Source organism: Bacillus sp. G1(2015b), assembly GCF_001482475.1.
Lineage (GTDB): Bacteria > Bacillota > Bacilli > Bacillales > Bacillaceae > Bacillus > Bacillus safensis.
The window spans coordinates 302,161-324,998 of the sequence record NZ_LKIC01000028.1 but is presented as its reverse complement, the minus strand read 5'-3'; the positions used below and the strand labels follow the sequence as shown (position 1 = coordinate 324,998).

At 41.6% G+C, this 22,838-nt stretch carries 31 protein-coding genes and 1 riboswitch; of the genes, 11 read left to right on the top strand and 20 right to left on the bottom strand.

All coding sequences use genetic code 11. The annotated features are described in order from the left end of the window. From AMR95_RS16265 to AMR95_RS16255, 5 genes are all read right to left on the bottom strand, one after another. Window positions 1–258, bottom strand: coding sequence for a stage VI sporulation protein F (locus AMR95_RS16265; RefSeq protein ID WP_008348417.1), 258 nt, complete (start codon window positions 256–258; stop codon window positions 1–3). A gap of 138 nt (window positions 259–396) precedes the next feature. Continuing rightward, window positions 397–534 carry a YjcZ family sporulation protein gene (locus AMR95_RS19000; RefSeq protein WP_024426457.1) on the bottom strand — a complete coding sequence of 46 codons (138 nt, stop codon included), beginning with the start codon at window positions 532–534 and terminating at the stop codon, window positions 397–399. Between the two features lie 84 nt (window positions 535–618). Continuing rightward, window positions 619–840, bottom strand: a complete 222-nt coding sequence (locus AMR95_RS16260) for a hypothetical protein (protein WP_058838860.1) — start codon at window positions 838–840, stop codon at window positions 619–621. Between the two features lie 90 nt (window positions 841–930). Further along, a complete protein-coding gene (locus AMR95_RS19535; protein ID WP_254967544.1) occupies window positions 931–1,059 on the bottom strand; it encodes a hypothetical protein in 129 nt (42 codons plus the stop codon). Between the two features lie 71 nt (window positions 1,060–1,130). After that, on the bottom strand, window positions 1,131–1,481 hold the full coding sequence (locus AMR95_RS16255) for a DUF1360 domain-containing protein (protein ID WP_039177852.1): 351 nt from the start codon (window positions 1,479–1,481) through the stop codon (window positions 1,131–1,133). A gap of 167 nt (window positions 1,482–1,648) precedes the next feature. On the opposite strand from AMR95_RS16255, the gene AMR95_RS16250 reads away from it, so the two are divergent. The 5 genes from AMR95_RS16250 to AMR95_RS16230 all read left to right on the top strand — a co-directional run bounded on the left by AMR95_RS16250 (window position 1,649) and on the right by AMR95_RS16230 (window position 4,301). Next, window positions 1,649–2,044 (top strand): spore coat protein, encoded by a 396-nt coding sequence (locus AMR95_RS16250; protein WP_228279989.1) that lies wholly within the window; start codon window positions 1,649–1,651, stop codon window positions 2,042–2,044. Between the two features lie 44 nt (window positions 2,045–2,088). Then, window positions 2,089–2,424, top strand: coding sequence for a hypothetical protein (locus tag AMR95_RS16245; RefSeq protein WP_024425013.1), 336 nt, complete (start codon window positions 2,089–2,091; stop codon window positions 2,422–2,424). 88 nt (window positions 2,425–2,512) lie between these two features. Next, entirely contained in the window at window positions 2,513–3,016 is a 504-nt protein-coding gene (locus AMR95_RS16240; protein ID WP_039177849.1) for a spore coat protein, read from the top strand. 146 nt (window positions 3,017–3,162) lie between these two features. Next, a complete protein-coding gene (locus AMR95_RS16235; RefSeq protein ID WP_003211658.1) occupies window positions 3,163–3,654 on the top strand; it encodes a CotY/CotZ family spore coat protein in 492 nt (163 codons plus the stop codon). A gap of 203 nt (window positions 3,655–3,857) precedes the next feature. Continuing rightward, window positions 3,858–4,301 (top strand): CotY/CotZ family spore coat protein, encoded by a 444-nt coding sequence (locus tag AMR95_RS16230; protein ID WP_039177847.1) that lies wholly within the window; start codon window positions 3,858–3,860, stop codon window positions 4,299–4,301. Window positions 4,302–4,336: 35 nt separating this feature from the next. Here AMR95_RS16230 and AMR95_RS16225 read toward each other — a convergent pair whose 3' ends face one another. The 10 genes from AMR95_RS16225 to AMR95_RS16180 all read right to left on the bottom strand — a co-directional run bounded on the left by AMR95_RS16225 (window position 4,337) and on the right by AMR95_RS16180 (window position 13,356). Then, complete coding sequence (locus AMR95_RS16225; protein WP_058838858.1) at window positions 4,337–5,023, bottom strand: CotO family spore coat protein; 687 nt, start codon at window positions 5,021–5,023, stop codon at window positions 4,337–4,339. A gap of 114 nt (window positions 5,024–5,137) precedes the next feature. Further along, window positions 5,138–5,914, bottom strand: coding sequence for an enoyl-ACP reductase FabI (gene fabI, locus AMR95_RS16220; RefSeq protein WP_039177844.1), 777 nt, complete (start codon window positions 5,912–5,914; stop codon window positions 5,138–5,140). Between the two features lie 149 nt (window positions 5,915–6,063). Beyond that, window positions 6,064–6,870, bottom strand: a complete 807-nt coding sequence (gene thiD, locus AMR95_RS16215) for a bifunctional hydroxymethylpyrimidine kinase/phosphomethylpyrimidine kinase (RefSeq protein WP_058838857.1) — start codon at window positions 6,868–6,870, stop codon at window positions 6,064–6,066. A 16-nt stretch (window positions 6,871–6,886) separates the two neighbouring features. Beyond that, entirely contained in the window at window positions 6,887–7,900 is a 1,014-nt protein-coding gene (locus tag AMR95_RS16210; protein WP_058838856.1) for a thiazole biosynthesis adenylyltransferase ThiF, read from the bottom strand. Next, window positions 7,897–8,664 carry a thiazole synthase gene (locus AMR95_RS16205; RefSeq protein ID WP_058838855.1) on the bottom strand — a complete coding sequence of 256 codons (768 nt, stop codon included), beginning with the start codon at window positions 8,662–8,664 and terminating at the stop codon, window positions 7,897–7,899. The genes AMR95_RS16210 and AMR95_RS16205 overlap by 4 nt, the downstream gene beginning before the upstream one ends. Before the next feature lie 4 nt (window positions 8,665–8,668). Then, window positions 8,669–8,872 (bottom strand): sulfur carrier protein ThiS, encoded by a 204-nt coding sequence (thiS, locus tag AMR95_RS16200; protein ID WP_039177840.1) that lies wholly within the window; start codon window positions 8,870–8,872, stop codon window positions 8,669–8,671. Continuing rightward, window positions 8,869–9,981, bottom strand: a complete 1,113-nt coding sequence (gene thiO / locus AMR95_RS16195) for a glycine oxidase ThiO (RefSeq protein ID WP_058838854.1) — start codon at window positions 9,979–9,981, stop codon at window positions 8,869–8,871. The genes thiS and thiO overlap by 4 nt, the downstream gene beginning before the upstream one ends. After that, complete coding sequence (gene tenI / locus AMR95_RS16190) at window positions 9,965–10,582, bottom strand: thiazole tautomerase TenI (RefSeq protein ID WP_058838887.1); 618 nt, start codon at window positions 10,580–10,582, stop codon at window positions 9,965–9,967. Before tenI ends, thiO begins: the two co-directional genes overlap by 17 nt. Beyond that, window positions 10,557–11,267, bottom strand: a complete 711-nt coding sequence (gene tenA, locus AMR95_RS16185; RefSeq protein WP_039177838.1) for a thiaminase II — start codon at window positions 11,265–11,267, stop codon at window positions 10,557–10,559. Before tenA ends, tenI begins: the two co-directional genes overlap by 26 nt. A 78-nt stretch (window positions 11,268–11,345) precedes the next feature. Then, a riboswitch (TPP riboswitch) is annotated at window positions 11,346–11,455 on the bottom strand. 59 nt (window positions 11,456–11,514) lie between these two features. Beyond that, a complete protein-coding gene (locus tag AMR95_RS16180) occupies window positions 11,515–13,356 on the bottom strand; it encodes a monovalent cation:proton antiporter family protein (RefSeq protein ID WP_058838853.1) in 1,842 nt (613 codons plus the stop codon). 162 nt (window positions 13,357–13,518) lie between these two features. Between AMR95_RS16180 and prpE the strand changes: the two genes are divergently transcribed. Then, entirely contained in the window at window positions 13,519–14,262 is a 744-nt protein-coding gene (gene prpE, locus AMR95_RS16175; RefSeq protein ID WP_058838852.1) for a bis(5'-nucleosyl)-tetraphosphatase PrpE, read from the top strand. 37 nt (window positions 14,263–14,299) lie between these two features. Here the strand turns inward: prpE and AMR95_RS16170 are convergent, their stop codons facing one another. The 4 genes from AMR95_RS16170 to AMR95_RS16155 form a co-directional block, all read right to left on the bottom strand. Next, the gene (locus AMR95_RS16170; protein WP_197412170.1) at window positions 14,300–15,196 is read right to left on the bottom strand and encodes an RluA family pseudouridine synthase; all 897 of its coding nucleotides are present in this window, start codon (window positions 15,194–15,196) and stop codon (window positions 14,300–14,302) included. Between the two features lie 17 nt (window positions 15,197–15,213). After that, window positions 15,214–16,014 carry an NAD kinase gene (locus tag AMR95_RS16165; protein ID WP_041089854.1) on the bottom strand — a complete coding sequence of 267 codons (801 nt, stop codon included), beginning with the start codon at window positions 16,012–16,014 and terminating at the stop codon, window positions 15,214–15,216. 63 nt (window positions 16,015–16,077) lie between these two features. Then, window positions 16,078–16,707 (bottom strand): GTP pyrophosphokinase, encoded by a 630-nt coding sequence (locus AMR95_RS16160; RefSeq protein ID WP_039177834.1) that lies wholly within the window; start codon window positions 16,705–16,707, stop codon window positions 16,078–16,080. Between the two features lie 33 nt (window positions 16,708–16,740). Then, window positions 16,741–17,106: a hypothetical protein gene (locus tag AMR95_RS16155; protein WP_024425029.1), complete on the bottom strand. Its 366-nt coding sequence runs from the start codon at window positions 17,104–17,106 to the stop codon at window positions 16,741–16,743. A 235-nt stretch (window positions 17,107–17,341) separates the two neighbouring features. Here AMR95_RS16155 and AMR95_RS16150 point away from each other — a divergent pair, with 235 nt between their 5' ends. The 5 genes from AMR95_RS16150 to AMR95_RS19280 all read left to right on the top strand — a co-directional run bounded on the left by AMR95_RS16150 (window position 17,342) and on the right by AMR95_RS19280 (window position 20,761). Then, the gene (locus AMR95_RS16150; RefSeq protein ID WP_058838851.1) at window positions 17,342–17,920 is read left to right on the top strand and encodes a CYTH domain-containing protein; all 579 of its coding nucleotides are present in this window, start codon (window positions 17,342–17,344) and stop codon (window positions 17,918–17,920) included. A gap of 21 nt (window positions 17,921–17,941) precedes the next feature. Then, window positions 17,942–18,709 (top strand): lytic transglycosylase domain-containing protein, encoded by a 768-nt coding sequence (locus AMR95_RS16145; protein ID WP_039177832.1) that lies wholly within the window; start codon window positions 17,942–17,944, stop codon window positions 18,707–18,709. A gap of 275 nt (window positions 18,710–18,984) precedes the next feature. Then, a complete protein-coding gene (locus AMR95_RS16140) occupies window positions 18,985–19,383 on the top strand; it encodes a globin domain-containing protein (protein WP_008355333.1) in 399 nt (132 codons plus the stop codon). Then, window positions 19,380–20,291 (top strand): ClpXP adapter SpxH family protein, encoded by a 912-nt coding sequence (locus AMR95_RS16135; protein WP_039177830.1) that lies wholly within the window; start codon window positions 19,380–19,382, stop codon window positions 20,289–20,291. Before AMR95_RS16140 ends, AMR95_RS16135 begins: the two co-directional genes overlap by 4 nt. Window positions 20,292–20,587: 296 nt before the next feature. Continuing rightward, window positions 20,588–20,761, top strand: coding sequence for a hypothetical protein (locus AMR95_RS19280; protein ID WP_039177829.1), 174 nt, complete (start codon window positions 20,588–20,590; stop codon window positions 20,759–20,761). Window positions 20,762–20,867: 106 nt separating this feature from the next. Here the strand turns inward: AMR95_RS19280 and pepF are convergent, their stop codons facing one another. Further along, complete coding sequence (gene pepF / locus AMR95_RS16130; RefSeq protein ID WP_282960901.1) at window positions 20,868–22,694, bottom strand: oligoendopeptidase F; 1,827 nt, start codon at window positions 22,692–22,694, stop codon at window positions 20,868–20,870. Window positions 22,695–22,838 lie beyond the last annotated feature (144 nt).

The window sequence follows — 22,838 nt, the reverse complement described above, 5'->3', positions numbered from 1 at the left end:
TTATTTTTTGTTATTCATCATTTTAGCGATTGTATTGAAATCAAGCTTTTCTTTTCCACTAGTAATCGATTGAACGATTTTGTCTTCCATTTCTTTAGGTACACGTTTGTTCGCAAGCTGCGCTACTTTTTTAATGACACCTCGAACGGTATTCTCATCTTTAAAGTTGGCATTTTGCAAAGAACCTGCAAGTTTAAACACATCATTCATATTCACACCGGTTTTGTTTTCTACGCTTTTAAAGAATTTATTATCCATTCATTTGCCTCCTCTTTGTGGAGTAATCACCTTACTATATGAAAATAGGCGGGATATGTGCCTATCCTAAAACCTTGTTTGACCAAAGAGAAAGGAAAGCAAAAGGCTTCCCCCTTGCTTCCCTCACCTTCTTACTTTTTAGTAGTTAAAGAAAGAAGCACCAACGATGATTAGAAGGATGAAAAGCACGACAACAAGAACAAATGTTGATCCATATCCGCCGCCGTAGCCTCCACCGTAGCCGCCGCAAGAACCGCCACCGTAACCGTAACTCATATTTAAGCACCTCCTCTTCTCCCTTACAAAGTATGAAAAATGCAAGAAATGGTTTGGACGATCACATAAAAAAGTGCGGAATTTTTATTTCTGCTGTTTAAAGACGTAATCTGCCTCTGTATGACGTATCATGAATGCTTCTGTTTCTTTTGCAAAAGCCTCCATCTTCACGCCAAATGCTTTTAAGTGCTCCTCAAGATCATGCGCTTTATCCGATAGATCCATTTCAGCCTTTTCGTGCGCTTGTTCTTTCCCATCATGGGGTTTAGTGAACAAGGAACCGATTAATTGTTCGAATGCATCCATTCTGGTCACCCCTTCTCTCTTACATATGCACCACTCAAAAAAAGGGCAACAAAAAAACCGGATAAATCCGGCTTTTGTTTTTCTCTTCTATTATTGAGGTTTCTTTTTGTTTCCACAGCCGCAGCCAGTTTTCTTGATTTTTTTCGTATATACAGATTGTTGATTTGACTGCGCTGGATAACCTTGAAGCATATGTGACGGCGTTTCAGTTGGTTTCATCGCAACCCTTCCTTTCCTATTCCTTGATAGTATATGCATTTATTGAAAGCGTGTCTGATCAGAATGCCTGTTTATTTCACAAGCTTCGAGACGACCGCTTCAATGATGCCTGCTGCTGCGGCAATCGCTAATAATAAATTAAGCCACATGCTGATGACAGGAAAAAGTATGTATATCAGAAGTAAGGCAGCAGTGCACCACATGCCAGTACACCAATAACAGCTTAACAGTTCTCCAACCCAGGACCGCAGCCCTTCACCTTTAATGATGATATATGTTTCGACTTCACCTTGTTCATTTACCTCTTCCTGTTCTTCATGAAATAGACGGCGGAAAGGGGCAGTAATGGTATCAAACACAATCAGTCTCGTCAGTCTAAAGGATGCGAGGGCAAACACGACAAATGACAAAGCACCGCTCAGAAGCCTCCACCTCCTTCTTTCTTCTTTTTCCGTCCTTTCTTTATATATGCAAGAAAAAAGACTGTCATGATGAATCGAGTGGAAATAAAATTGGGTTGTACTTTTTCACACTTTCCGATTCCAACTTGAGTCGTTGCTGCATTAAATAATGTATAGATAAGAAAGGAGTGAAAGTATTGTCTATTGAAGAAAGTGCTGAAATATTATATACACAACTGTTAAACGAATTAATCAGCAATTATGATGATTTCATTGAGATCAAAGATTCGGAAAATGTCACAATTCATAAAACAGATGTAACAGCTGCACTCTCCCTTCAAGCGACCGTAACGACAATCATTACTCTTTTAATCCAAATTCTTGTACCAGACGATGAAGTGGCTGCTGACATCACAGATCAGCTTTTAGCTGTGCAACAAGTGGAAGTCCAAAAGAAAACTGTGATTCAAATCATCAACTGCTATAACATTACAATTACATTATCAGATGCATCCATTATGAACTCCGTCCAAATTCTCACTCAAACATTGAATGTGCTCTTAGTTGAAGCCGGCATTCTTTGACCCTTTCTTTTTCTAACATGACGTATGAAAGAGGTGAAATCATCGTGGCTGAAGAGAACGAAAAAAAGGAATTTCAAATCAATACGGATATTGATCCATTAACAAGTCTTCTTGTCAGTGATGTGTTAAACAAAAACAATATCACTGATGATCAGAAAGCAAAAATTTCAGATGATCAAAGAAGAATGATTTTGAAATTAGTCGAGGACTTACAAAAGAAAGCAAATGATTTCGTAGAACAGCAGCAGGAGAAAAAAAGGCAGGCTGAGGCAGCAAAACAGCCAGAAGAAGTAGTGCCTGAACCAAAAGTACGTCCAAATCGAAATTCACTTCGAAATCGTATTCAGCAGCGTCGCAATGCTCAGCGTAATAACGATTAAATAAAAATGGGTTGCCTGCTAGGGTAAATGCCCGAGACAAAACAACGCATTCCAGCATTTAATAAAGTAAACGGAAGGAGGAATAGAAATGGATTCTAAACCATATTCTTGGGTCGCTCTAGATCGTAACTGTTCACACCACGGACACCACAGATACCACGAACACCACGACGATTGCAACTATGAAAGAAAAGCACTTTGTGACGATTATTATGATGACGAAGATGTCTTACAAGATTTGGATCAAGTAAGCTTCACAAAGCAGACATCTGAAGAGGTCATTATCGTTAGGGACTCTTGTGACATTAACGTATCTTCTGTCGATGCACAGGTTGCAGCATCTATCCAAGTAGCGATTCAAACAGCGATCATCACCATTACAAACATCTCAATCGCAGACGGTGATTTGGCAGACCGCGTCACGCAGGATCTCTTACAAGCTGCTACTCACAAACAAACAAACCGCCAAAAACTTGTCATCGAAAATTCAAGAAACGTTACAGTATCTACAATCGATGCGGACATCTCTATCGCAATCCAAACACTTACACAAACTCTTGTTGCGACAATCGTTGCAATCGGCATCCTCTAATGTCCAAAAGCAGAGCGAAAAGCTCTGCTTTTCCTTTTATAAAAATACAACAAATATAAATGGTCATTTACCCACACCAACTAGAGGGCGCATACATATGTTGTTAAGGACTAAAGTCAAATACCTTGTTAAAGGAGCTGAAATCCATGAGCTGCGGAAAACACCATGGCCGACATGATGAAAACTGTGTATGCGATGCGGTTGATAAGATTTTAGCAGAGCAGGAAGCTGTAGAAGATAAATGTCCTACGAGCTGCTACAGTAATTTATTAAGCCCAACAGTTTCTGGAAAAGATACGATTCCGTTTTTACTTTTTGATAAAAAGGGCGGGTTGTTCTCTACTTTCGGAAATATTGGAGGATTCGTTGACGATTGCCAATGCTTCGAATCTATTTTCTTCCGGGTTGAAAAATTACACGACTGCTGTGCTACGTTATCTGTATTAAGACCTGTTGATGTACACGGACATACGCTAAGCGTGTGTCACCCTTGTGACCCTGACTTCTTTGGTCTAGAAAAAACGGACTTTTGTATTGAGGTTGATTTAAACTGCTTCTGCGCAATCCAATGCTTAAACCCAGAGCTTGTCGACAGAGTCATGCCATCGAAAGATAAAAAGCATCATCACCACGGCTAAATCAACAGGCCGATCATCTAACTTGTCATGAGTCAAAGCATCCCCTTCCTTACGAATGACAGCCAATTATGCGGAGCAGGCAGCATAAGAAGCGGCCGCTTCCGCATTGGTTAAAAGTAGATGCACGTACCGGCAAAAATAGCTTGTAGATGATAACAGTGCTCAAACACTCAAACAAATTTCCTAGTATAGGAGGGTTGAATATGAGCCGCAAACATTCATGGAACTGTGTAGCAGAGGCTGTTGAAAACATTCACGACTTACAAAATGCCGTCGAAGAAGATTGCCCGACCAGCTGTTACAGCAATCTCCTTTCTCCATCACATTCTTTAGGTGACACTGTCCCATTTGTTCTCTTTACATCCAAATCAAAACCATTCGTCGCATTCGGAAATGTCGGAGAAGTAGATCCAGGCCCTTGCTTCAGCACTGCATTTTTCAGAGTCGAACACATCTCTGATCACTGCGCAACTCTCAGCTTGCTTATCGCATTTGACAAAGACCGTCATATTTTAGATTTTACAGATAAAGATTCCTTATGTGATGTGTTCCGATTAGAAAAATCAAAATATTGCATTGAAGTAGACCTTGACTGCTTCTGCGCAATCGAATGCCTAAACCCAAGACTCATCAACCGTAACTGCTAACAAAAAAAGTCCCTATATGGGACTTTTTTTCTTTGTTAAAAACCAAGCGGGTGGATGGAAGAAATCTCAGCAATCGCTAATTCGACTGGATTTCCCCCGCCTGCTGTACGAATGATCACAGTATCATCTTTTCGATCCATGATGATTCCTCTATATGTTTTACCATCAGCTTCAATCAGACAAAGAGCCCTTGGCATATTATGAGGCAGTCTTGTGAGAAAATCGACTTTTTCATCAATACTCATCTGACTTAAAGGCTTTTTCACTCGTTTTCTTCTTGGTTCTTCTTTTGTTTCATGAAAGACACCTTCTGGCTGGTTTCCTTCTTCTTGCTGAGGCTCTTGCTTTTGTATGAGCTCTGGTTCTTGTATGTTCTCTTGTTCCTGTGTAAGCTCGGTTTCTTGTGTATTCTGTTGTTCCTCTGCAAGCTCAGCCTCTTGTGCGATATCTCGTTCTTCTGTAAATTCGGCTTCTTTTTTTATATCTCGATCTTGCTGAAGTCCAGGCGGCTCGGCTTCTTTTTTCTGCTCTATTTCTTGAGCCGCAGGCTCCTGCTGCGTGCTTTCTTCGATCTCGCCTTTTGCATTGTGATCACTTTCTGGCTGTTTTTCTGATTTCTTTCGCTTTCTCACAATATTTTGCATGGCCGGCTTTGATTCTTGATAGCTCGGCTGAACAATATACATCAGCGGCTTTTGATTCTCATCACCTTTATTTGACATACTAATCCCTCCCGAATGATTCATTCCTTATATATATGAACGGAGGCCTCAAATCAGAAGAAAAATAAAAAAACAGCATACCCTTCATCGGTATGCTGCAAGTCATGTATTCGTTTAGCGGGCAATGATATGGAAGCCAGAATCAACATGCAGATTTTCACCTGTCATGCCGCGAGATAGATCACTGAATAAGAATAGAGCTGTATCGCCAACTTCTTCAGGAGTTGTTGTACGGCGAAGTGGTGCACGCTCTTCAATATCCTTTAGAATGGTATTAAAGCCGCTGATGCCTTTTGCAGATAACGTACGAATTGGACCAGCAGAAATACTGTTCACGCGGATGCCTTCTGCGCCTAAATCAGCTGCTAAATATTTCACACTTGCTTCAAGTGATGCTTTTGCTACACCCATTACGTTGTAGTTAGATACAACACGCTCTCCGCCTAGGTATGTAAGCGTCACAATGCTTCCACCCTCTGTCATTAATGGACGTGCTGCTTTTGCTACAGCAGTTAATGAGTATGCACTAATGTTGTGCGCCAAAAGGAAACCTTCACGATTCGTGTTCAAGTATTCGCCAACAAGCTCTTCCTTATTTGCAAATGCAATGGCATGCGCAACGCCATGAATGACTTGTACTTTTTCTTTAATTTCAGCAAAACATTTTTCGATTTCTTCATCACTTGTCACATCACACGGAAGAATAATTGAATCATCACGCTCAAGTGTGCTTGCAAGCTCTTTTACCGATTCAGCAAGACGATCTCCAACATAAGTAAAAATCAAACGAGCTCCAGCTTCATGAAGTGAACGGGCAATTCCCCAAGCGATGCTTCGTTTATTGGCAACACCCATCACCACGATATTACGGCCTTCTAAAGAAAAGTTCATATGTAATAAAGCCTCCTATTTTTTCAAGACATAGTATTAGTACCTGATCATAATATTATCACAGATCATAAGAGAATGACAATTTCCTCTGAAAGAAAGTTTCATTTTCGCAAAAAAACCGCCCTCACAAGGAAGGCGGTTCGATTCCCTTAACGTTTGATTCTGTTTTGCTGATAAGCAAAATGGTTCGTAGGCCCGTGTCCAGATCCAATTCGTAAAGGGAATTTGATCGCTTCATGGACAAAGGTTTCTGCTGTTTCAAAGGCTTCCTTTATCGAATAACCTTTCGCAATTTCAGCTGTTAATGCTGCTGCAAACGTGCAGCCTGTGCCATGTGTATGTGGTGTATCAATATGTTCATTTGTGATTTCAATAAAGCCTTTTCCATCATACAGCAGGTCTGTAATCATCCCATCAGATGGACCATGGCCGCCTTTGATCACGACATGTTTCGTACCGAGCTCATAAAGGCGCTCTGCTGCCAGATAGCGATCCTCTTTCGTCTGAATACGTAAACCTGACAGTACTTCTGCCTCAGGAAGATTCGGCGTTACAGCATAGCTCACAGGCAGCAAGTGTGTTTTCATCGCAGCGACCGCATCTTCATTTAATAAAGAGGCTCCCCCTTTTGCGATCATGACTGGATCTACAATCAGCTTCATATCATATTGAACCGTTTTTTCCGCTACGATCTTGATCATGTCTGCACTCCACAGCATCCCTGTTTTGACGGCATCTGGCAGTAAATCTTCTGCCACTGCATCTATTTGACGCTCTAACGCCTCAATTGAAAGCGGGTAAATCCCGTGAACACCTAGTGTGTTTTGCGCAGTAATCGCTGTGATTGCAGACATTCCATACACACCGAGCTCCTGAAAAGTTTTCAAATCTGCCTGAATGCCTGCTCCGCCGCCAGAATCAGAACCCGCGATTGTGAATGCTTTTTTGATCGTCATTTCTTCACACCTCTCATTAGCCAATCCATTGATGATAAATCGTTCTTGCTTTGGCAATATCATTGGTTCCATGAACAAGCGCTCTGCCATCTTTAAATAAGACAAGCTTAAATTCATCCTTTTGACATGAAAGCAAATATGGATTTTCAAGCACATCCATCCCTGCTTTCTTTAACCGAAGAGCTACTTCATATAAAGGTGGCGGTGTTTCTGCTGCACTGCGGATTTGTACCGTATTACGGCCGCATAGTACATCTGCCTTCGCACTCTTCTCATATGAAAGAAATGGATACGTCTTAAGTCCACAGCTTGGACATTGCTTCTTCTTTAAAGACGCGACCGACCGAATGTCAGACCGTTCATTTTTCCATAAATCGAAGGATTTTAATATTGGCGTCACTTGATGTCCTGTTAAATATTTAAGTGCATCTGCCACTTGATATGCGGCCACCTGCTGCACAACTGGACTAATGATACCTGCTGTATCACATGTCATGCCTTGTGCAGGTAAATGTTCAAGCAGACAGTGTAAACACGGCGTCTCACCAGGAATCACAGTAAATTGAATACCATAACTGGCTACACAGGCCCCATAAAGGAACGGAATTTGATGTTTGACAGCAGCATCATTTGCAATCATTCTTACCTCAAAATTATCCGCTGCATCGACAATGATCGAAGCCCCACTGACCAGTTCGTCAATATTGTGAGCAGTTACATCAATCACGATGCCTTTGACGTAAACGTCACTGTTTACTTGCTTGAGTCTTTTTTCAGCCGCCACAGCCTTTGGCAGCCGATCCTTCACGTCTTGCTCCGTGTAAAGCTGCTGGCGCTGAAGGTTGCTCCATTCAATATAATCTCGGTCCAAAATGGTGACAGATCCAACTCCGGCACGAACGAGCATTTCTGCACTAGCCGTTCCAAGTGCCCCCGCTCCAATAATGACCGCCTTTGAGTCATTTAGCCGCTTTTGTCCCTCTGTTCCAATTGGCTGAAAAAGCTCTTGGCGTGAATAACGAGTGCTCAAAATGACGGCATTCCTTCCTGTGGACTGCTCGCTGTCCCATAGTTTTTCAGGGGAATACGTCCTGCCTCATAGCCTAGTCTTCCTGATTCAATCGCCAGTTTCATTGCTTTTGCCATTTTCACAGGATCCTTTGCACCAGAGACAGCGGTATTTAGTAATACTGCGTCAGCTCCAAGCTCCATCGCATAAGCTGCATCCTTCGGAGAACCTACGCCAGCATCAATAATGATCGGCACCTTCGCCTGCTCGATAATAAATGAGAGATTCAGAGGATTTAGTAAGCCTTGGCCTGAACCAATCGGAGAAGCACCTGGCATGATGGCGTGGACACCGAGTTCTTCTAATTTTCTTGCGAGCACCACATCATCAGATGTATATGGCAGCACGATAAATCCTTCTTCGAGCAGCATTTCAGATGCTTTTAATGTTTCAACTGGATCTGGCAAAAGAGACCTTGAACAGCCAATGACTTCTACCTTGATCATGTCACACAGCCCAGAAGCCCTTGCTAAACGGGCAATACGCACTGCCTCTTCTGCTGTACTTGCACCAGCTGTATTCGGAAGCAGCGTATATCTTGATAAATCAAGCTGCTCTAGAAAATTAGGCTGAGATGCTTCGAATATGTTCATCCTTCTGACAGCAAAGGTTAAAATTTCGGCTTCCGATACGTTCACCGCTTCTTTTTGAACCTCAAATGATGGGTACTTCCCTGTTCCGAGTAATAGTCTTGATGTGAATGTTTTTCCGCCAATGTGCAGCATTGGATCATCCTCCTCCTACAAAATGAACGATTTCAATCGTGTCATTTGGTTGAATCACTACTTGTTGAAACGCTTCTTTATCAATGATTTCTTGGTTCTTTTCAACGATCACCACACGGTTTTCAAGCTGATAGGCTGATAGCAGATCATAGATCGTTCCATTCTCTTGATCGAAGTCAACGATTCTGCCATTCAATTGAATCTTCATACGAATAGTGCCTCCTTTCGTCCAATACGAAATGCGTGAAGCCATTCCTCTTTGACCGGTTTGTCTAATATGAGGTCACGAATGATTTCTCCAGTAATCGGCGCAAGTAAAATGCCATTCCTGTAATGCCCTGCAGCAAAAAGAATACGCTTGTCTTCTGGATGTCTTCCGATATAGGGATGCCGGTCGTTTGTCGCCGGACGAAGGCCTGCCCAGCACTCTTCAATCGGCATCTCTTTAATAGAAGGCATCAGCTGAGACGCCTTTTGAATCACAGCTTCCATGCCGCCAAGCGTTGGAACAGCCTGCCACTCGTTTGGCTTCATCGTTGCACCGATAACAAGCTTTCCACTATCTCGCTGAACGATATAACAATGATCATGATAAATGGTGTGTGCGAGCGCTGGACCGTTATTCCATACAGACACACATTCTCCTTTTACTGGATAAAGAGAATGAGATAATCCGAGCTCTTCAAAAAAACGGCCAGACCATACACCACTTGCAACTGTCAGGTCATCACATGTGAATGTGCCCTTCGTTGTTCTGACAGTTAACACTTCTTTGTCCCGCTTCACTTCGATCACAGGTGTACACTCTTTCACATCTGCTCCGTACCGGACCGCCGCCTGCCACAAAGCCCTGCATACAGCATAAGGCTCCACATGCACATCCTCTTCAATCAAACCTGCTCCCAGCATGTGATCTGTGACTTGAGGCATGCATTTTTTTACGCTGCTTGCATCAAGCCACTTAAACGTAGACAAATGCTGCATCCGGCAAAGGGCCTGCTTCTCTTCTTCAGTAAAGGCGACCTTCATGATGCCGCCTGCTGAAGTCCGAATATCAATGCCTGATTCATGCAAAAGATCGACCTTTAATTTTTCGTATAATGCCTGGCTTGCTCTGCCTGCCTGAAAGAAAATATCCTCATGCCCCTCTCCTTCAGCATGTGCACCGAGCATCCCGGCAGCCGCACTTGTCGTTTGCTTTCCTATCTCATTCGCTTCAAATAAGATCACCTGTTTTCCTGCTTTTGCAAGGTGATAGGCGATTGACATCCCTATGATTCCACCACCAATGATTGCAACGTCATAATGCTTTTTCATAAGGATTCTCCTTTACCTTTTCAGAAAATGCTTGTGCCATCATAAGCGGCTGATGATGAGTAAAAATCCCAGACATGACAGCGATTCCTTTCACATGAGCGTGTTTCAATTCTGGAACTCGTTCTGGGGTCATCCCGCCGATGGCCACCACTGGAATTGTTAGTGCAGAAGTCAGTTCTTTCACAAGCTGTACACCTCTTGCCTGGAGTCCTGGTTTACAAGAGGTGTCATATACGTGCCCAAACATGACATACTCTGCTCCATTTTTCTCTGCTGCTTTCGCTTCTTCTATCGAATGGACGGACACCCCTGCATGAAGGTGAGGGAATTTTCTTCGCAGCTCTTTCGGCGAAAAGCTATGGCCCGGAAGATGCACCCTGTGAATATTGGTTAGCAGCGCCACGTCTACTCGGTCATTGATTACGAGCTTTTCTTTCGGTACACCTTCTAAAAGGAGATTCTTCACGAGATCAACAAGCTCACCTGCTGTTTTAGACCGTTCCCGAATATGAATAAAATCCACTTCAGACGCAATGGCTTTTATTTGTTTGATCAGTTCACCCGCAGGAAGCGAATCATTTGTCACTGCGTGGAGTTCCATTTGCACCAACCCCATCTAAGCATGCTGTTTGCCACAATTCTTTTTGATACGCCATCTCCCAAAAGTGATATTCGTAATAGCTTGAAATCACAAAATTTTCTTTCATATTGGCGCGTACATGTTCTGGTGCTTTTTCTGCTAGTTCATCAAAGCGGTTCACCTGTTCGAAAACGAGTTCCTTAAACCAATCGCCTCCATATGTCAAAATCCATTCTTGGTAAATTGGATGGTCAGGTGTTGTTTGTTTCAGCTTTTCACCTACCTCATAATAGAGCCAGTAACACGGTAATAACGCGGCTAAAATCTCTTCAAACCGTCCGCTTTTTACAGACCGGTACATATGAGAGGTATACGCATAAGCAGTCGGGGAAGGCTTAAAGTTCTCAATGGCTTCATCAGAAATTTGCAGAAGCTCTGTAAATTTCCTATGCAGCGACAGCTCTGCTTCATACGTGCCCTGGGCATGATACGCCATTCTGCCCGTCGTATGTAAGTCTTCACTAATCGCCGCTCCATATGCCTGCACCTTTGCAAAATGAGTTAAATAATACGAATCCTGCATCACGTAATAGGTGAAACGATCGAGTGAAAGTGTGCCATCCCCAATCCCTTTGACAAAAGGATGCGTAAAGCTTCCATTCCACCATGTTGCTGCAGCCTCTTTACATTCTGTTGAAAACGTCATGTTCCTCTCCTCCTGTTTTTCCATATAAAAAAGCCACTTTCCGCGTGGAAAGTGGCTTGGAATTTGTAAAAAGCATAGTCAAAAACCGCACCACTTCCCTACGCAGGTATGAACCTGTTCAGGTAATGAGGGTCTAAAAGTCGACACTTTTATCTCAGCCCTTTTAAAGGACTCCCCTAGTGGATCAAATATATGATGTTGTACCTCTATCTTAATCAGGAATTGTTCATTGGTCAAGGGTTCATTGTCATTCTAATTGGGCTCTTAGTCCTGCTACATACTCCCGGGAGCCCGATACAAGCACACGGTCGCCGCTTCTAAGTGTCGTATCTCCATGCGGTACTAAGCTGTCTACCCCTCTGAAAATCCGGACAAATACCAAATCACCGGTGAAAGGAAATTCTCTCAGCATGACATTATGATAACGATGATTGTTCATTTGAATTTGATACAAAGAAGAATCCTCATTTGTTAGCAATCGAATCGCATCAGGTGCTTCAATCAAAGCTCTTAGCACCGTTTTAGATGAAAGGAAAGTAGAAAACGTATCAATGCCCGCTTCCTTCAATGTCAGCTCTGCCTCAGCTTTATTGACACTTGCAATGACTTGTTTTGCTCCTTCTTCTTTTGCAAATAAAGCAATTTCCTTATTTTTTGTCTCACTGCCTGTTGCGACGACAAGGACATCCTCTTGGCCGACGCCTGCCTTTCTCAGCGTCTCATCATCGTATTGTTCAATTGATTCGACTTCAAAGATAGAGTCTGCCAGCAGTGCTTCCTTATTTTCTTGAAACACATGCAAAATCCGAATGTCATATTCATCCTGATGCAAATCAAGTGTGACGGGTAAGGTCAGCTGATTTGCACCAATAAAGGTCACACGCTTCTTATGGCTCGCCGCTTGTTCTTTTTTAAAGAGCGCTTTAAACCAAACAGGTGTTAAAATACTCGTTAGCACAGCAACTAAAATCAGCGCTCCAGACATTTTATGATCAATGACACCGAGCCGCTCACCAATCGTCGCTGCTGCAATGACGAGAGATAACGTTGAAGTTAATAAAAAGCCGGAGCCGATGACCTTATTCATGTCATACCATTTTTTCAAATAAAGAATTGGGATGAGCTTACTTATAAGCAACGCAATAAACAGCAGCGGAATCATGATCATGATGGTTGGATCCTTAAACAGTGCCCATATATTCAGATCCACTCCGACCATCACAAAAAAGATCGGGATTAAAAATCCGTAGCCAAATGAGTCCAGCTGCTGAACGAGCTCTTTATTTGGCGAAAGAAGGGACACAAGTACGCCAGCTAAAAACGCCCCAAGAATATTTTCAGCCCCGAGTGATTCAGATAAGGCAACTAAGACTATAATGAGAGTAAAGATTGCCCTTGTCCCAATTTGCACGGTTCCTTTTGACATCGACTGAAAAATTGACTTTGTCTTAAATACGCGGCCAAATAAATAAAGAAGAATGCCTGCAGCAAATAATAAGAGCAGAAGCCACATGTTCCCTGTTCCATCTCCATAAATGGAGGAAAACACAGCAAGTAAAATCATCGTGACCAAATCAGCAATGACAGCTACAAGCAGAATGATTTGACCGATATTCGTCTGCATCAACTTTTCCTCTTTTAAGGTTGGCACCACTACGCCTAATGAGATGGTAGAGATAATGAGCGTCATTAAAAAGGCATTTTGGATAAACCCTGCGAGTACAAACGCATAGGACAGGATAAAAGAAATACAAAATACCCCAAGAAAAATAATGGTGGCCGCTTTAAATGTATTTGGTTCTTTTAAACCATTTGGAAGTTCTCGTGCTTTCTTCTTTGACTCAAAAGAAGAAAAATCTATTTCAAGTCCACTTAAAAACATCAGAAAAATAAAACCGAGCATGGATAATGTATCTAACCACGCATCATGTTCGACAACCAGTTGAAGACCGCTTTTCCCAATGATGAGCCCCATAATGATTTCAGCTACAACGACCGGAATGGTCAGCTTAAATCGGTGCAATAAAATAGGGGTGAAAAAGGCGACAATAATAACGACAACGAGTGATGAAACAGATGTATGCTCCATTGGCTAAAGCCTCCTAACATTCATGTTTAATTTTAAAAGTCTTACGTTAAAGCATTGATTCTAACAATTGCCTAAATGAAATGAAAGCCATTCGTTATATTTTCTAAAATTCAAACTTCTTTATATCCGACGAATGGATGAAAAAAATCAGGAGGAAACCTTATGAAATTCGATATCATTGGCGATATCCACGGCTGCTACGAAGAGCTGCTTACCCTCATACACAAACTAGGATACGAACTCAAACATGGATTACCCGTCCATCCTGATAAGAGAACGCTGGCCCTTGTTGGTGATTTAACAGATCGAGGGCCTCAGTCAGTAGACGTCATGCGATTTGTCATTCATGCCTATTCACACGGTGCAATCCGATATGTACCTGGCAACCATTGCTTTAAGCTTTATCGTTATTTAAAAGGAAATCCCGTCAAATTGCTTCATGGCATCGAAACGACAGTGAACGAAATAAAAAAACTGCCAACTCATGAACAAAACAAATTGTCACATGAATTTAAGCAGTTATTCGAGAAGGCTCCGCTTTATGATGTACTCATTCCTGATGAGCTGATCATTGCACACGCAGCGATGAAGGAAAAGGATATTGGAAAAAAGCCGAATAAACAGATGCGGTCCTATTTATTATTTGGTGCCGTCACAGGAGAAACATGGCCAGATGGACGGCCTGTTCGCAAGGACTGGGCAAAGGAATATCACGGAAAACCGTGGATTGTGTACGGCCATACACCTGTGAAAGAACCTCGATTCGTTGGCAGAACCGTCAATATTGATACAGGCTGCGTATTTGGCAACAAACTGTCTGCCCTCACATACCCTGAGCTTAAAACGGTCTCCGTTCCCTCATCTATGCCTTATGACGATTCAAGATTTCAGCATTTCACATTATAAAAAAACCCGGCCCTGCGATGCAGGTGACCGGGTTTCTCTAATTAAAAAGCAAGGATTTCATATCATCAGGAAGCGGAGCTGAAAATGTCATTTGCTCACCTGTCATCGGATGAGGAAACACAAGGGTTTCACTATGCAGTGCCTGCCTGTCTATCCGCTCGGCCCTTCCGCCATACAGCGTATCTCCGATGAGCGGATGCCCAAGAAATTGCATATGCACACGAATTTGATGTGTTCTCCCGGTTTCAAGCGTGAGAGACACATCCGACATATTCAACTCAGCGATTACCGCTCGCACGGTATAATGCGTCACTGCCTCCTGCCCAGTATCATCAACCATCCGCTCGATGATACTATCCCCTTTTCGGGCAATTTTTGCAGCGATGGTTCCATGTTTTTCTGTGATCATGCCATGTGTAAACGCTCTGTATGTTCGCTTAACCGCTCCACTCTTTTGCGCCTTAGATAAAAGGCTATGGGCAAAGCGATGCTTCGCCACAAGCATAACACCAGATGTATCACGATCAAGACGGTTCACTAAATGAACCGTATGCCGAACAGACTGCTTTGCATAATGGTGCAGTAATCCATTCGCAATACTGTGCTCGGGGTGCTCCCGAGAAGGGATCGAAGGAATATACGGCCTTTTATTCAGCACAAGGACATGCTCGTCCTCAAATATAATATCAAGCGGAATCGGTGCAGGCTTCAGCCCTTCACTCACTTTTTCCTCGGGAAATAAAATAGTGAGCCTGTCCCCTTCATGCAGCTCATATCTCACGGTAACATGCTCTCCATTAATGAGGAGGTCACCGCCATCAAACTTAATATCCGTCAGCATTCTTTTCGAAATACCAAGATCAATTAAATATTCCTTTAAAAACAGCCCTTCTTCTTTGGCTGTCATGGTTTTGTTTAACGTAAAGTATTCCAGCGAGAACAACCTCTTTCTTATTCTCCTTTTCCGATAAAGGAATCTTGCACCCTTTTCCAAAACGGAAACGGTCTAAATCTAGCAAAACGGACATTCTCATCTGCCACCCGGCATTGAATGGATTTGACGTCTTTATGAAGCAGCGTCAAATGATCAATCGTCACCTGAAAATCGACATCATTCCTCGGCTTAATCACACAAGTATGGTGGTCAGGCAAAATAAGCGGTGAACCGACCGTCCGGAACACTCTGTTGTTGATTGAAGCCATTTCTGCCAGCTGAATGGCTCTAATGGAAGGATGAATAATGGCGCCTCCAAGTGCCTTATTATAGGCCGTACTGCCTGATGGAGTAGACAAACAAAGGCCGTCTCCTCTGAATGTTTCAAACAGCTGGCCTCTGATTTCAACATCTGCCACAAGTGTCCCTTCCATGCTTTTAATCGTACATTCATTCATTGCTAAATATTTCTCTTCTCTGCCGCCGTCGTTGTATCTGACAATGACCTCTAAGATCGGATATTCCACAATATGATAAGGCGTTTTCGCAATGGCTAAGACGAGTTTTTCAATTTCACTCGGCACCCAGTCAGCATAGAAGCCAAGATGACCTGTATGAACACCGACAAAGGCTGTTTCATTCAGACGGCTGCTGTAGCGGTGAAAGGCATAAAGAAGGGTGCCGTCTCCACCAACCGTAATGACAAGATCCGGTTCCTCTTCATTTAGTTCCATGCCAAAATCCAATAAGTAGGTCTGAATTTTACTTTTGAGCGTGTCAGATACAGAATTCCCTTTTGAAGAAACTGCAAATTTCATGAATTCTTCTCCTTTTTCACCTTGCTGCTATGAGAGGGCAGCATCATATTTGATCAAACTGGCTCAGCTGTCATTTTTCTTTTTCCGGGAAAATGCCACTTGTGCTTCTTGAATTTCCCCTCTAATTTCGGACATTTCTTCATCGAGACGAGATGCTGCCTCAGATGCTCTTTGAAGGCGCAGCTTGACCTTCTCCGGGATATTCCCGCTATATTTATAATTCAGAGAATGCTCAATGGTCGCCCAAAAGTTCATCGCAAGCGTACGAATTTGGATTTCGACAAGGAGCTGCTTCTCTCCGTTGATCGTTTGCAGCGGATATAACACAACAAGGTGGTAAGAGCGGTATCCGCTTTCTTTATGTTCTGCAATATAGTCGCGTTTATCTACAACCACAAAATCTTTACGTGACTGGAGCATTTTTTTCACGACTTGTATATCTTCTACAAACTGGCACATAATGCGAAGCCCAGCAATATCCTGCATCGTTTCAATCTCATGCATCGGGATGTTTTTACGCTTTGCCTTTTCTAATATGCTGGCAACGGGTTTCACTCGGCCTGTGACAAATTCTACTGGTGAATGGTCATCCTCGAATTCATACAGCTTTCGAATGCCTTTTAGTTTCACTTTTAATTCTTCGACTGCTTGTTTATACGGTGCGAGGAATTGATCCCATTGTTTTTTGTCCATGAAACTTCCCCCAATTCCATATACCTAATTATTTCAGAGGAATGTGCTTTTCACTTTCTCTTCCATATCTCCGTAATTGGCATTGTCTTTAATATTGTCGATTAAATAATGTAATTCCTGTTGAAGCTGAATGAGTTCCAGCGAATATTCATCCGATGCCAAATAGACAGGGATGTCACGATTCATTGCTTCTTTTAATGGAGCCCATGTATGTTCCCCTAAAATAAGATACGAAAAGGACTCCTCGGTTTCAAGTATGTAAACGAACGCAAAGTGATCAGAATCAACAAGCATTTGTCCTGATGCTTTTGCTTTTTGGATTTGCTCTTCTGACTGGATTGTCAAAATCAGCCTGTCTTCTTTTAAAGTTGCTTCTGTGATTTCAATTCTGTTTTGCATCATGATCTCCTTTACAACAAAGTACAGCTTTATTTTATCATATCAAGTTCAATATTGATAAACCGAACTTTTGGAGAAAATCCTGTTTTTCTCTTTTAAATGATTCTTTCACACGATTCTTCATTCATTTTGGTCCACGCCTAAAGAAAATAAAGAGAAAAAACAGTCTTTTACATGGTGAACACACTTCATGTACAATAATCATATTTCCTCTAAATGAAAGGTTGATGTCAAAATGGCACAGGAAATTGAAATAGAACTAAAACAATTATTAATGAAAGAAGAATTTGAACAGCTGAAACAGCATTTTCAATTGAAGGATGCGGATTTCCACACGCAAACCAACTATTATTTTGATACACCTCAATTTGATATAAAATCTCAATTGGCTGCATTAAGAATGAGAGAAAAAAACGGTCAATGGGTGCTCACATTAAAGGAACCGCACGAGATAGGCTTGCTTGAAACCCACCAAACGATCGCTCCCCCATCACAACTTAACGATTTTGAGCTGCCAGAAGGTGAAGTTGCGGACAGATTAGACCACCTGAACATTCAAAAGGATCAAATTGTGTACTTTGGTTCACTTGAAACGTCAAGAGCAGAAAAAATGATCCAAGAAGGCTTAATTGTTTTGGATCACAGCCGATATTTAACAGTAGAGGACTATGAACTTGAATTTGAAGTGAGCGACCTGGAAATCGGACAAGCCGCTTTCTCCACATTGCTCCGCAAATTTCATATCCCAGTACGAAACACGAAAAACAAAGTCGTTCGTTTTTATGAAGAAAAAATGAAAACACAGAATAGATGAATTCCTTGAAGGAGGAACATGATGAACGTTAATCAACTTCAATCCTTTATGCAGCTTCAAGCGCTTAAAACGTTACAAACAGATCCAGCACAAACGCAAATGTCTGCGGGTCAAGAATCGAATGCCCAAGCTTCATTTCAGTCGCTGCTGCAAGATTTTTTAGGCGGATCAGAATTATCACGTCTCCCGCTTTCCATCTCTGCTTTTATGGGCACGGACCCATCAACGGCTCCGAACACGCAATATGCGCGTACAAACCCATATTTATCTGCGATTGCCGGCAGTGATCAGCTTGAGGCTCAATCTTTGTATGCAAATGACAATCAATTAAATACAGCGAATGGCATTGGAAATGTCTTAAACAACAGCTACACACCGCCGCTTCAAAAGGCTGTCTCCAGTGGCTCATCATCAAAAGAGATTAATCAAATCGTGTCACAAATGGCTCAAAAGCATGGCGTTCCTGAAAAGCTCATTCACGCAGTCATCAAGCAGGAATCCGGCTATCGCACGAATGCTGTCAGCCATGCAGGTGCGCTTGGTCTCATGCAGCTCATGCCATCTACGGCTAAGTCACTTGGCGTCAACAATGCCTTTGATGCTGCCCAAAACATTGAAGGCGGTACGAAGTATATAAAACAAATGCTTCAGAAATATAACGGAAATATCTCACTCGCCTTAGCTGCCTATAATGCAGGTTCAGGAAATGTAGATAAATACGGGGGCATCCCTCCATTTAAAGAAACACAAAATTATGTAAAGAAAATCACAGCTCAATATTTCGCTTAAACCGAAGAGAATAACCTCTTCGGTTTTTTGTATGTCGCTTTTCCCCCTTTTTTGACTGAATGTGTTATGATATGGTCAATTGATCACGGAACCCGCCACAATCTTTATTTCGAGCAGACCAAAGCTGTTTGTTTGTGGAATTGAGATGAGGTTGTTAAAATAAGTACAAGAATAGAAACAATAAAATAGAACAAACTGAATATCACTTTTGAAATAAATGAAATGCGCAATAGGGTGAGTCATCCTATTAACTACGAGTAAAAGGAGTAGTCAACATGGTACAATCGTTTAACGCACCTTACGAAGCGGTTGGAGAGGAACTTCTATCGCAACTTGTTGATACTTTTTATGAAAATGTAAAGTGTCATCCTTTGCTTCATCCTATTTTCCCGGATGACTTAAAAGAAACAGCAAGAAAACAAAAACAGTTTTTAACGCAATATTTAGGCGGACCACCGCTTTATACAGAGGAGCATGGCCACCCAATGCTGCGGGCGAGACATCTCCCTTTTCCGATTACTGAGGAGCGGGCGGACGCATGGCTTGAATGCATGGAGGATGCAATGGATCAAGTAGGACTAACCGGCGATATTCGTGACTTTTTATTTGAACGGCTTTCTCTGACGGCTCGTCATATGGTCAACCAAACACCTGAAAAGGATGGACGATCTTGAGCTGCAATTCGCACGATCAATATTTCTCACACTGTCACGGACATCCTCAAAAGCCGATTGAAATCTATGTATTCATTGATCCGCTAAGCCCAGACTGCTGGTTATTAGAGCCATCCATTAAAAAATTGAAAATGAAATATGGCCGTTTTTTCACTTTACGAACAGTAACAAGTTCTAGTATTAATGCATTGAATCGGAAAAGAAAGAAACATTTACTGACTGAAGCATGGGGGAAATTTGCCACTAAAACGCAGACCAAAAAAGAACAAATGCTGTCTGAACAAATTGTGACATCACCCTACCTCGCCTCACTCGCATTAAAAGCAGCGGAGCTTCAAGGAAGAAAATGCGGAATGAAATTTTTGCGTCTCATTCAAGAATCGCTTTTTTGCCATCAGCAAGATGTCACAAGTGAGCAGGTGCTGATAGAAAATGCAAAAAGTGCTGGTCTGGACATCGAGGAATTCCAGCGCGACATTCATTCTCAAAGTGCGGTGAAAGCACTGCAATGTGATATGAAAATTGCAGCTGAAATGGACGTATCTGAGCTTCCGACCTTCGCCTTTTTTAATACCGTAAATGGAGATGAAGGATTAAAAATTTCAGGTGCCTACTCTTATGATATATACGAGGAAATTCTTTTTGAAATGATTGGTGAAAAACCAACACCATCTGAACGGCCTCCAATTGAATGGTTTATTGCATACTTTCAATTTGCATCCGCAAAAGAGATAGCCGTTGTTTATGACCTGACGCTTGAAGAAGTTGAACGAGAAATGAAGAAGCTAGCTTTCGCTCAAAAGGTAGAACGTGTACAAGTGCAGCAAGAAATGTTTTGGCGCTATAAAGAGAATGACAACCATACAGATCTTGATGTATATCGCTGTGAAAATGAACATGGGTGCTGACCCATGTTTTTTCTTTACTCCAAAAAGGAACATTTGTTCTATTTATAGACACGAAGAAACCGCGCCGGGATAAGCGCGGTTTCACTATGTCTTAACGACAACAAAGGGGATGGGAGAAATTTTTCACGGTCAAACAAAGGGGTAATGTTTGTATGTGATTAATTTCACATCTGTAGTATATCAAATTTTGTCGACTTATGACAACAGATATACTATATGTTCATATTTTTGTCACAAAACATAAGAGGGTTGTCACTTTCATATAGTAAAAGTAACAAAAAAATGGGGGGATCTGCATGCGCAGCACAACTATTGGACTTGTTGCCATTGGCTTATGTTTCTTTTTAAATATATTAGGCTTAATGAAAATGCTTCCTCTTTATTTGACGTCTCCACTCTTATTTGCTGCGATTCTTTTTACGCTTTATCGAATGAATCACCGTAAGACCTTTAGAGGTTTTAAAGGTTGATCATTAAAAAGGATTGGCCTCTACATCTGAAGAGGTCTTTTTTATGAGAAAAAAACTCCTGTCAAAAGATGAGCTGGCACTCACACGTCTGACAGAAGTCTTTTCATTACTCACCTGTTTTGGAGATGAGCTCTTCCATTTCTTTTAGTTTTTCTTCAAACAATTGGCATGCTGCTTCAATTGGTTCTTTAGAAGCCATATCAACACCAGCTTTTTTCAGCACATTGATTGGATAATCAGAGCTTCCTGCTTTAAGGAAATCTGTATAGCGCTCTACCGCTGGTTTTCCTTCTTGTAAGATTTGCTTGCTTAATGCCTGCGCCGCACTATAGCCTGTCGCGTATTGATACACATAATAGTTGTAATAGAAATGAGGAATTCTCGTCCACTCTAATCCAATTTCCTTATCAACCACCATGCCGTCACCAAAATACTTCTTGTTCAGGTCATAATAAAGGTTCGTCATAAATTCTGGCGTTAAAGCCTCTCCTTCTTGTGCTTTCACATGAATAAGATGCTCAAACTCAGCAAACATCGTTTGTCTGAATACTGTTCCTCTAAATCCTTCTAACAAGTGGTTTAATACATACAAGCGCTGTTTTTTATCGTCTAAATGATTAAGCAGGTATTCGCCTAGTAACGCTTCATTTGTAGTGGAAGCCACTTCAGCTACAAAGATACTATAGTTTCCATACGGATATGGCTGGTGTTTTCTCGTGTAGTAGCTGTGTACAGAGTGCCCAAATTCATGAGCCAGCGTAAACAAATTATCAATGTTATTCTGCCAGTTCATGAGGATATATGGATTTGTACCATAGCTTCCTGATGAATAAGCACCGCTTCGTTTCCCTTTATTCTCATAAACGTCTACCCAGCGATTTTCGAGTCCTTCTTTTAACACGGACACATATTCTTCTCCTAATGGCGCTAACCCTTTCAGCATATAATCCTTTGCTTCATCGTAGGTGAGCTTCATGCCAGCATCTTTCACAAGTGGTGTATACAAGTCGTAATTGTGCACTTCATCAAGCTTTAATACCTTTTTGCGTAATTCAATATAGCGGTGTAACAACGGTAAATATTGATGAACTGTATCAATTAGATTGTCATACACTTCTTCTGGGATGCTGTTTCGTGATAGTGCTGCTTCTCTTGCCGATTTGTAATTTCGTACTTTTGCATAAAAATTATCCTTTTTAATTGAACCGCTTAGTGTAGAAGCAAGTGTGTTCTTATACTGATCATACGTTTTATACACAGCTTTAAAGGCATTCTTTCTCACTTCACGATCATCACTATTTAAAAATGTAATAAAGTTGCCGTGGGTAATTTTCTTTTCCTCCCCATTCTCATCCTTTACAGAAGGGAACGAAATATCGGCGTTGTTAAACATACTAAAAGTAGTAGATGCAGATGAAAGTGGTTCAGAGGCCTCAGCTAATAAAGCTTCTTGTTCCTCACTTAAAATATGTGGACGCTCTTTATTAATTTCTTCGAGAGCATGAGAATACAGTTTTAATTCTTCTTTTTCCAGAATAAATTGCTGCAATTTATCTTCTTGAATTGATAAAATCTCTGGAACAATATAAGCAGATGTACTAGACAGCTGTGTAAATAGATTCGAGGCTTTATCATTTAACGCCTGAAAGGATGAGTTCGTTGTATCTTCATCGTATTTCATGTGCGCATATGTATAAAGCTTGCCAAGCTTTTCAGAAAGTTGATCCTGAAAGGTTAGGGCTTCATACAGGACATCAGCAGAATGGGCCAGCTTGCCTTTAAATTGTGCCAGCTTCGGAATTTCTTTTTTGACCGCTTCGAATTCCTTGTTCCATGCATCGACGCTTTCAAAAATATCTTCAAGGCGCCATTTGTTTTCTTCTTTTACTTCGCTTCTGTCTGGTAGATGATTGTTTTTGTTTTGTGAAGTCATATGAATCCCCCTTGCATGAGTTGTGTTGAACCAACCTTTCGGAAAGTGAAAGAAATTGGTGTTGTATTTATCTTCTTTGTTTTGAACTATATTTGTCAAATCATATGCAGAAATAAATACCAAACAGACTAAAAAAATGAGAAA

What these genes read in the sequence shown, in the direction of transcription:
- AMR95_RS16205 (WP_058838855.1), bottom strand. Translation starts at nt 8,664, where the DNA reads ATGCTGCACATTGGCGGAAAAACATTCACATCAAGACTATTACTCGGA.
- tenI (WP_058838887.1), bottom strand. Translation starts at nt 10,582, where the DNA reads ATGGAACTCCACGCAGTGACAAATGATTCGCTTCCTGCGGGTGAACTG.
- AMR95_RS16155 (WP_024425029.1), bottom strand. Translation starts at nt 17,106, where the DNA reads ATGCAAAACAGAATTGAAATCACAGAAGCAACTTTAAAAGAAGACAGG.
- thiD (WP_058838857.1), bottom strand. Translation starts at nt 6,870, where the DNA reads ATGACGATCAAAAAAGCATTCACAATCGCGGGTTCTGATTCTGGCGGC.
- tenA (WP_039177838.1), bottom strand. Translation starts at nt 11,267, where the DNA reads ATGACGTTTTCAACAGAATGTAAAGAGGCTGCAGCAACATGGTGGAAT.
- AMR95_RS16165 (WP_041089854.1), bottom strand. Translation starts at nt 16,014, where the DNA reads ATGAAATTTGCAGTTTCTTCAAAAGGGAATTCTGTATCTGACACGCTC.
- AMR95_RS16160 (WP_039177834.1), bottom strand. Translation starts at nt 16,707, where the DNA reads ATGGACAAAAAACAATGGGATCAATTCCTCGCACCGTATAAACAAGCA.
- AMR95_RS16180 (WP_058838853.1), bottom strand. Translation starts at nt 13,356, where the DNA reads ATGGAGCATACATCTGTTTCATCACTCGTTGTCGTTATTATTGTCGCC.
- pepF (WP_282960901.1), bottom strand. Translation starts at nt 22,694, where the DNA reads ATGACTTCACAAAACAAAAACAATCATCTACCAGACAGAAGCGAAGTA.
- prpE (WP_058838852.1), top strand. Translation starts at nt 13,519, where the DNA reads ATGAAATTCGATATCATTGGCGATATCCACGGCTGCTACGAAGAGCTG.
- AMR95_RS16230 (WP_039177847.1), top strand. Translation starts at nt 3,858, where the DNA reads ATGAGCCGCAAACATTCATGGAACTGTGTAGCAGAGGCTGTTGAAAAC.
- AMR95_RS19000 (WP_024426457.1), bottom strand. Translation starts at nt 534, where the DNA reads ATGAGTTACGGTTACGGTGGCGGTTCTTGCGGCGGCTACGGTGGAGGC.
- AMR95_RS16240 (WP_039177849.1), top strand. Translation starts at nt 2,513, where the DNA reads ATGGATTCTAAACCATATTCTTGGGTCGCTCTAGATCGTAACTGTTCA.
- AMR95_RS19535 (WP_254967544.1), bottom strand. Translation starts at nt 1,059, where the DNA reads ATGAAACCAACTGAAACGCCGTCACATATGCTTCAAGGTTATCCAGCG.
- AMR95_RS19280 (WP_039177829.1), top strand. Translation starts at nt 20,588, where the DNA reads ATGCGCAGCACAACTATTGGACTTGTTGCCATTGGCTTATGTTTCTTT.
- AMR95_RS16265 (WP_008348417.1), bottom strand. Translation starts at nt 258, where the DNA reads ATGGATAATAAATTCTTTAAAAGCGTAGAAAACAAAACCGGTGTGAAT.
- AMR95_RS16150 (WP_058838851.1), top strand. Translation starts at nt 17,342, where the DNA reads ATGGCACAGGAAATTGAAATAGAACTAAAACAATTATTAATGAAAGAA.
- AMR95_RS16225 (WP_058838858.1), bottom strand. Translation starts at nt 5,023, where the DNA reads ATGTCAAATAAAGGTGATGAGAATCAAAAGCCGCTGATGTATATTGTT.
- thiS (WP_039177840.1), bottom strand. Translation starts at nt 8,872, where the DNA reads ATGAAGATTCAATTGAATGGCAGAATCGTTGACTTCGATCAAGAGAAT.
- AMR95_RS16145 (WP_039177832.1), top strand. Translation starts at nt 17,942, where the DNA reads ATGAACGTTAATCAACTTCAATCCTTTATGCAGCTTCAAGCGCTTAAA.
- AMR95_RS16260 (WP_058838860.1), bottom strand. Translation starts at nt 840, where the DNA reads ATGGATGCATTCGAACAATTAATCGGTTCCTTGTTCACTAAACCCCAT.
- thiO (WP_058838854.1), bottom strand. Translation starts at nt 9,981, where the DNA reads ATGAAAAAGCATTATGACGTTGCAATCATTGGTGGTGGAATCATAGGG.
- fabI (WP_039177844.1), bottom strand. Translation starts at nt 5,914, where the DNA reads ATGAACTTTTCTTTAGAAGGCCGTAATATCGTGGTGATGGGTGTTGCC.
- AMR95_RS16235 (WP_003211658.1), top strand. Translation starts at nt 3,163, where the DNA reads ATGAGCTGCGGAAAACACCATGGCCGACATGATGAAAACTGTGTATGC.
- AMR95_RS16140 (WP_008355333.1), top strand. Translation starts at nt 18,985, where the DNA reads ATGGTACAATCGTTTAACGCACCTTACGAAGCGGTTGGAGAGGAACTT.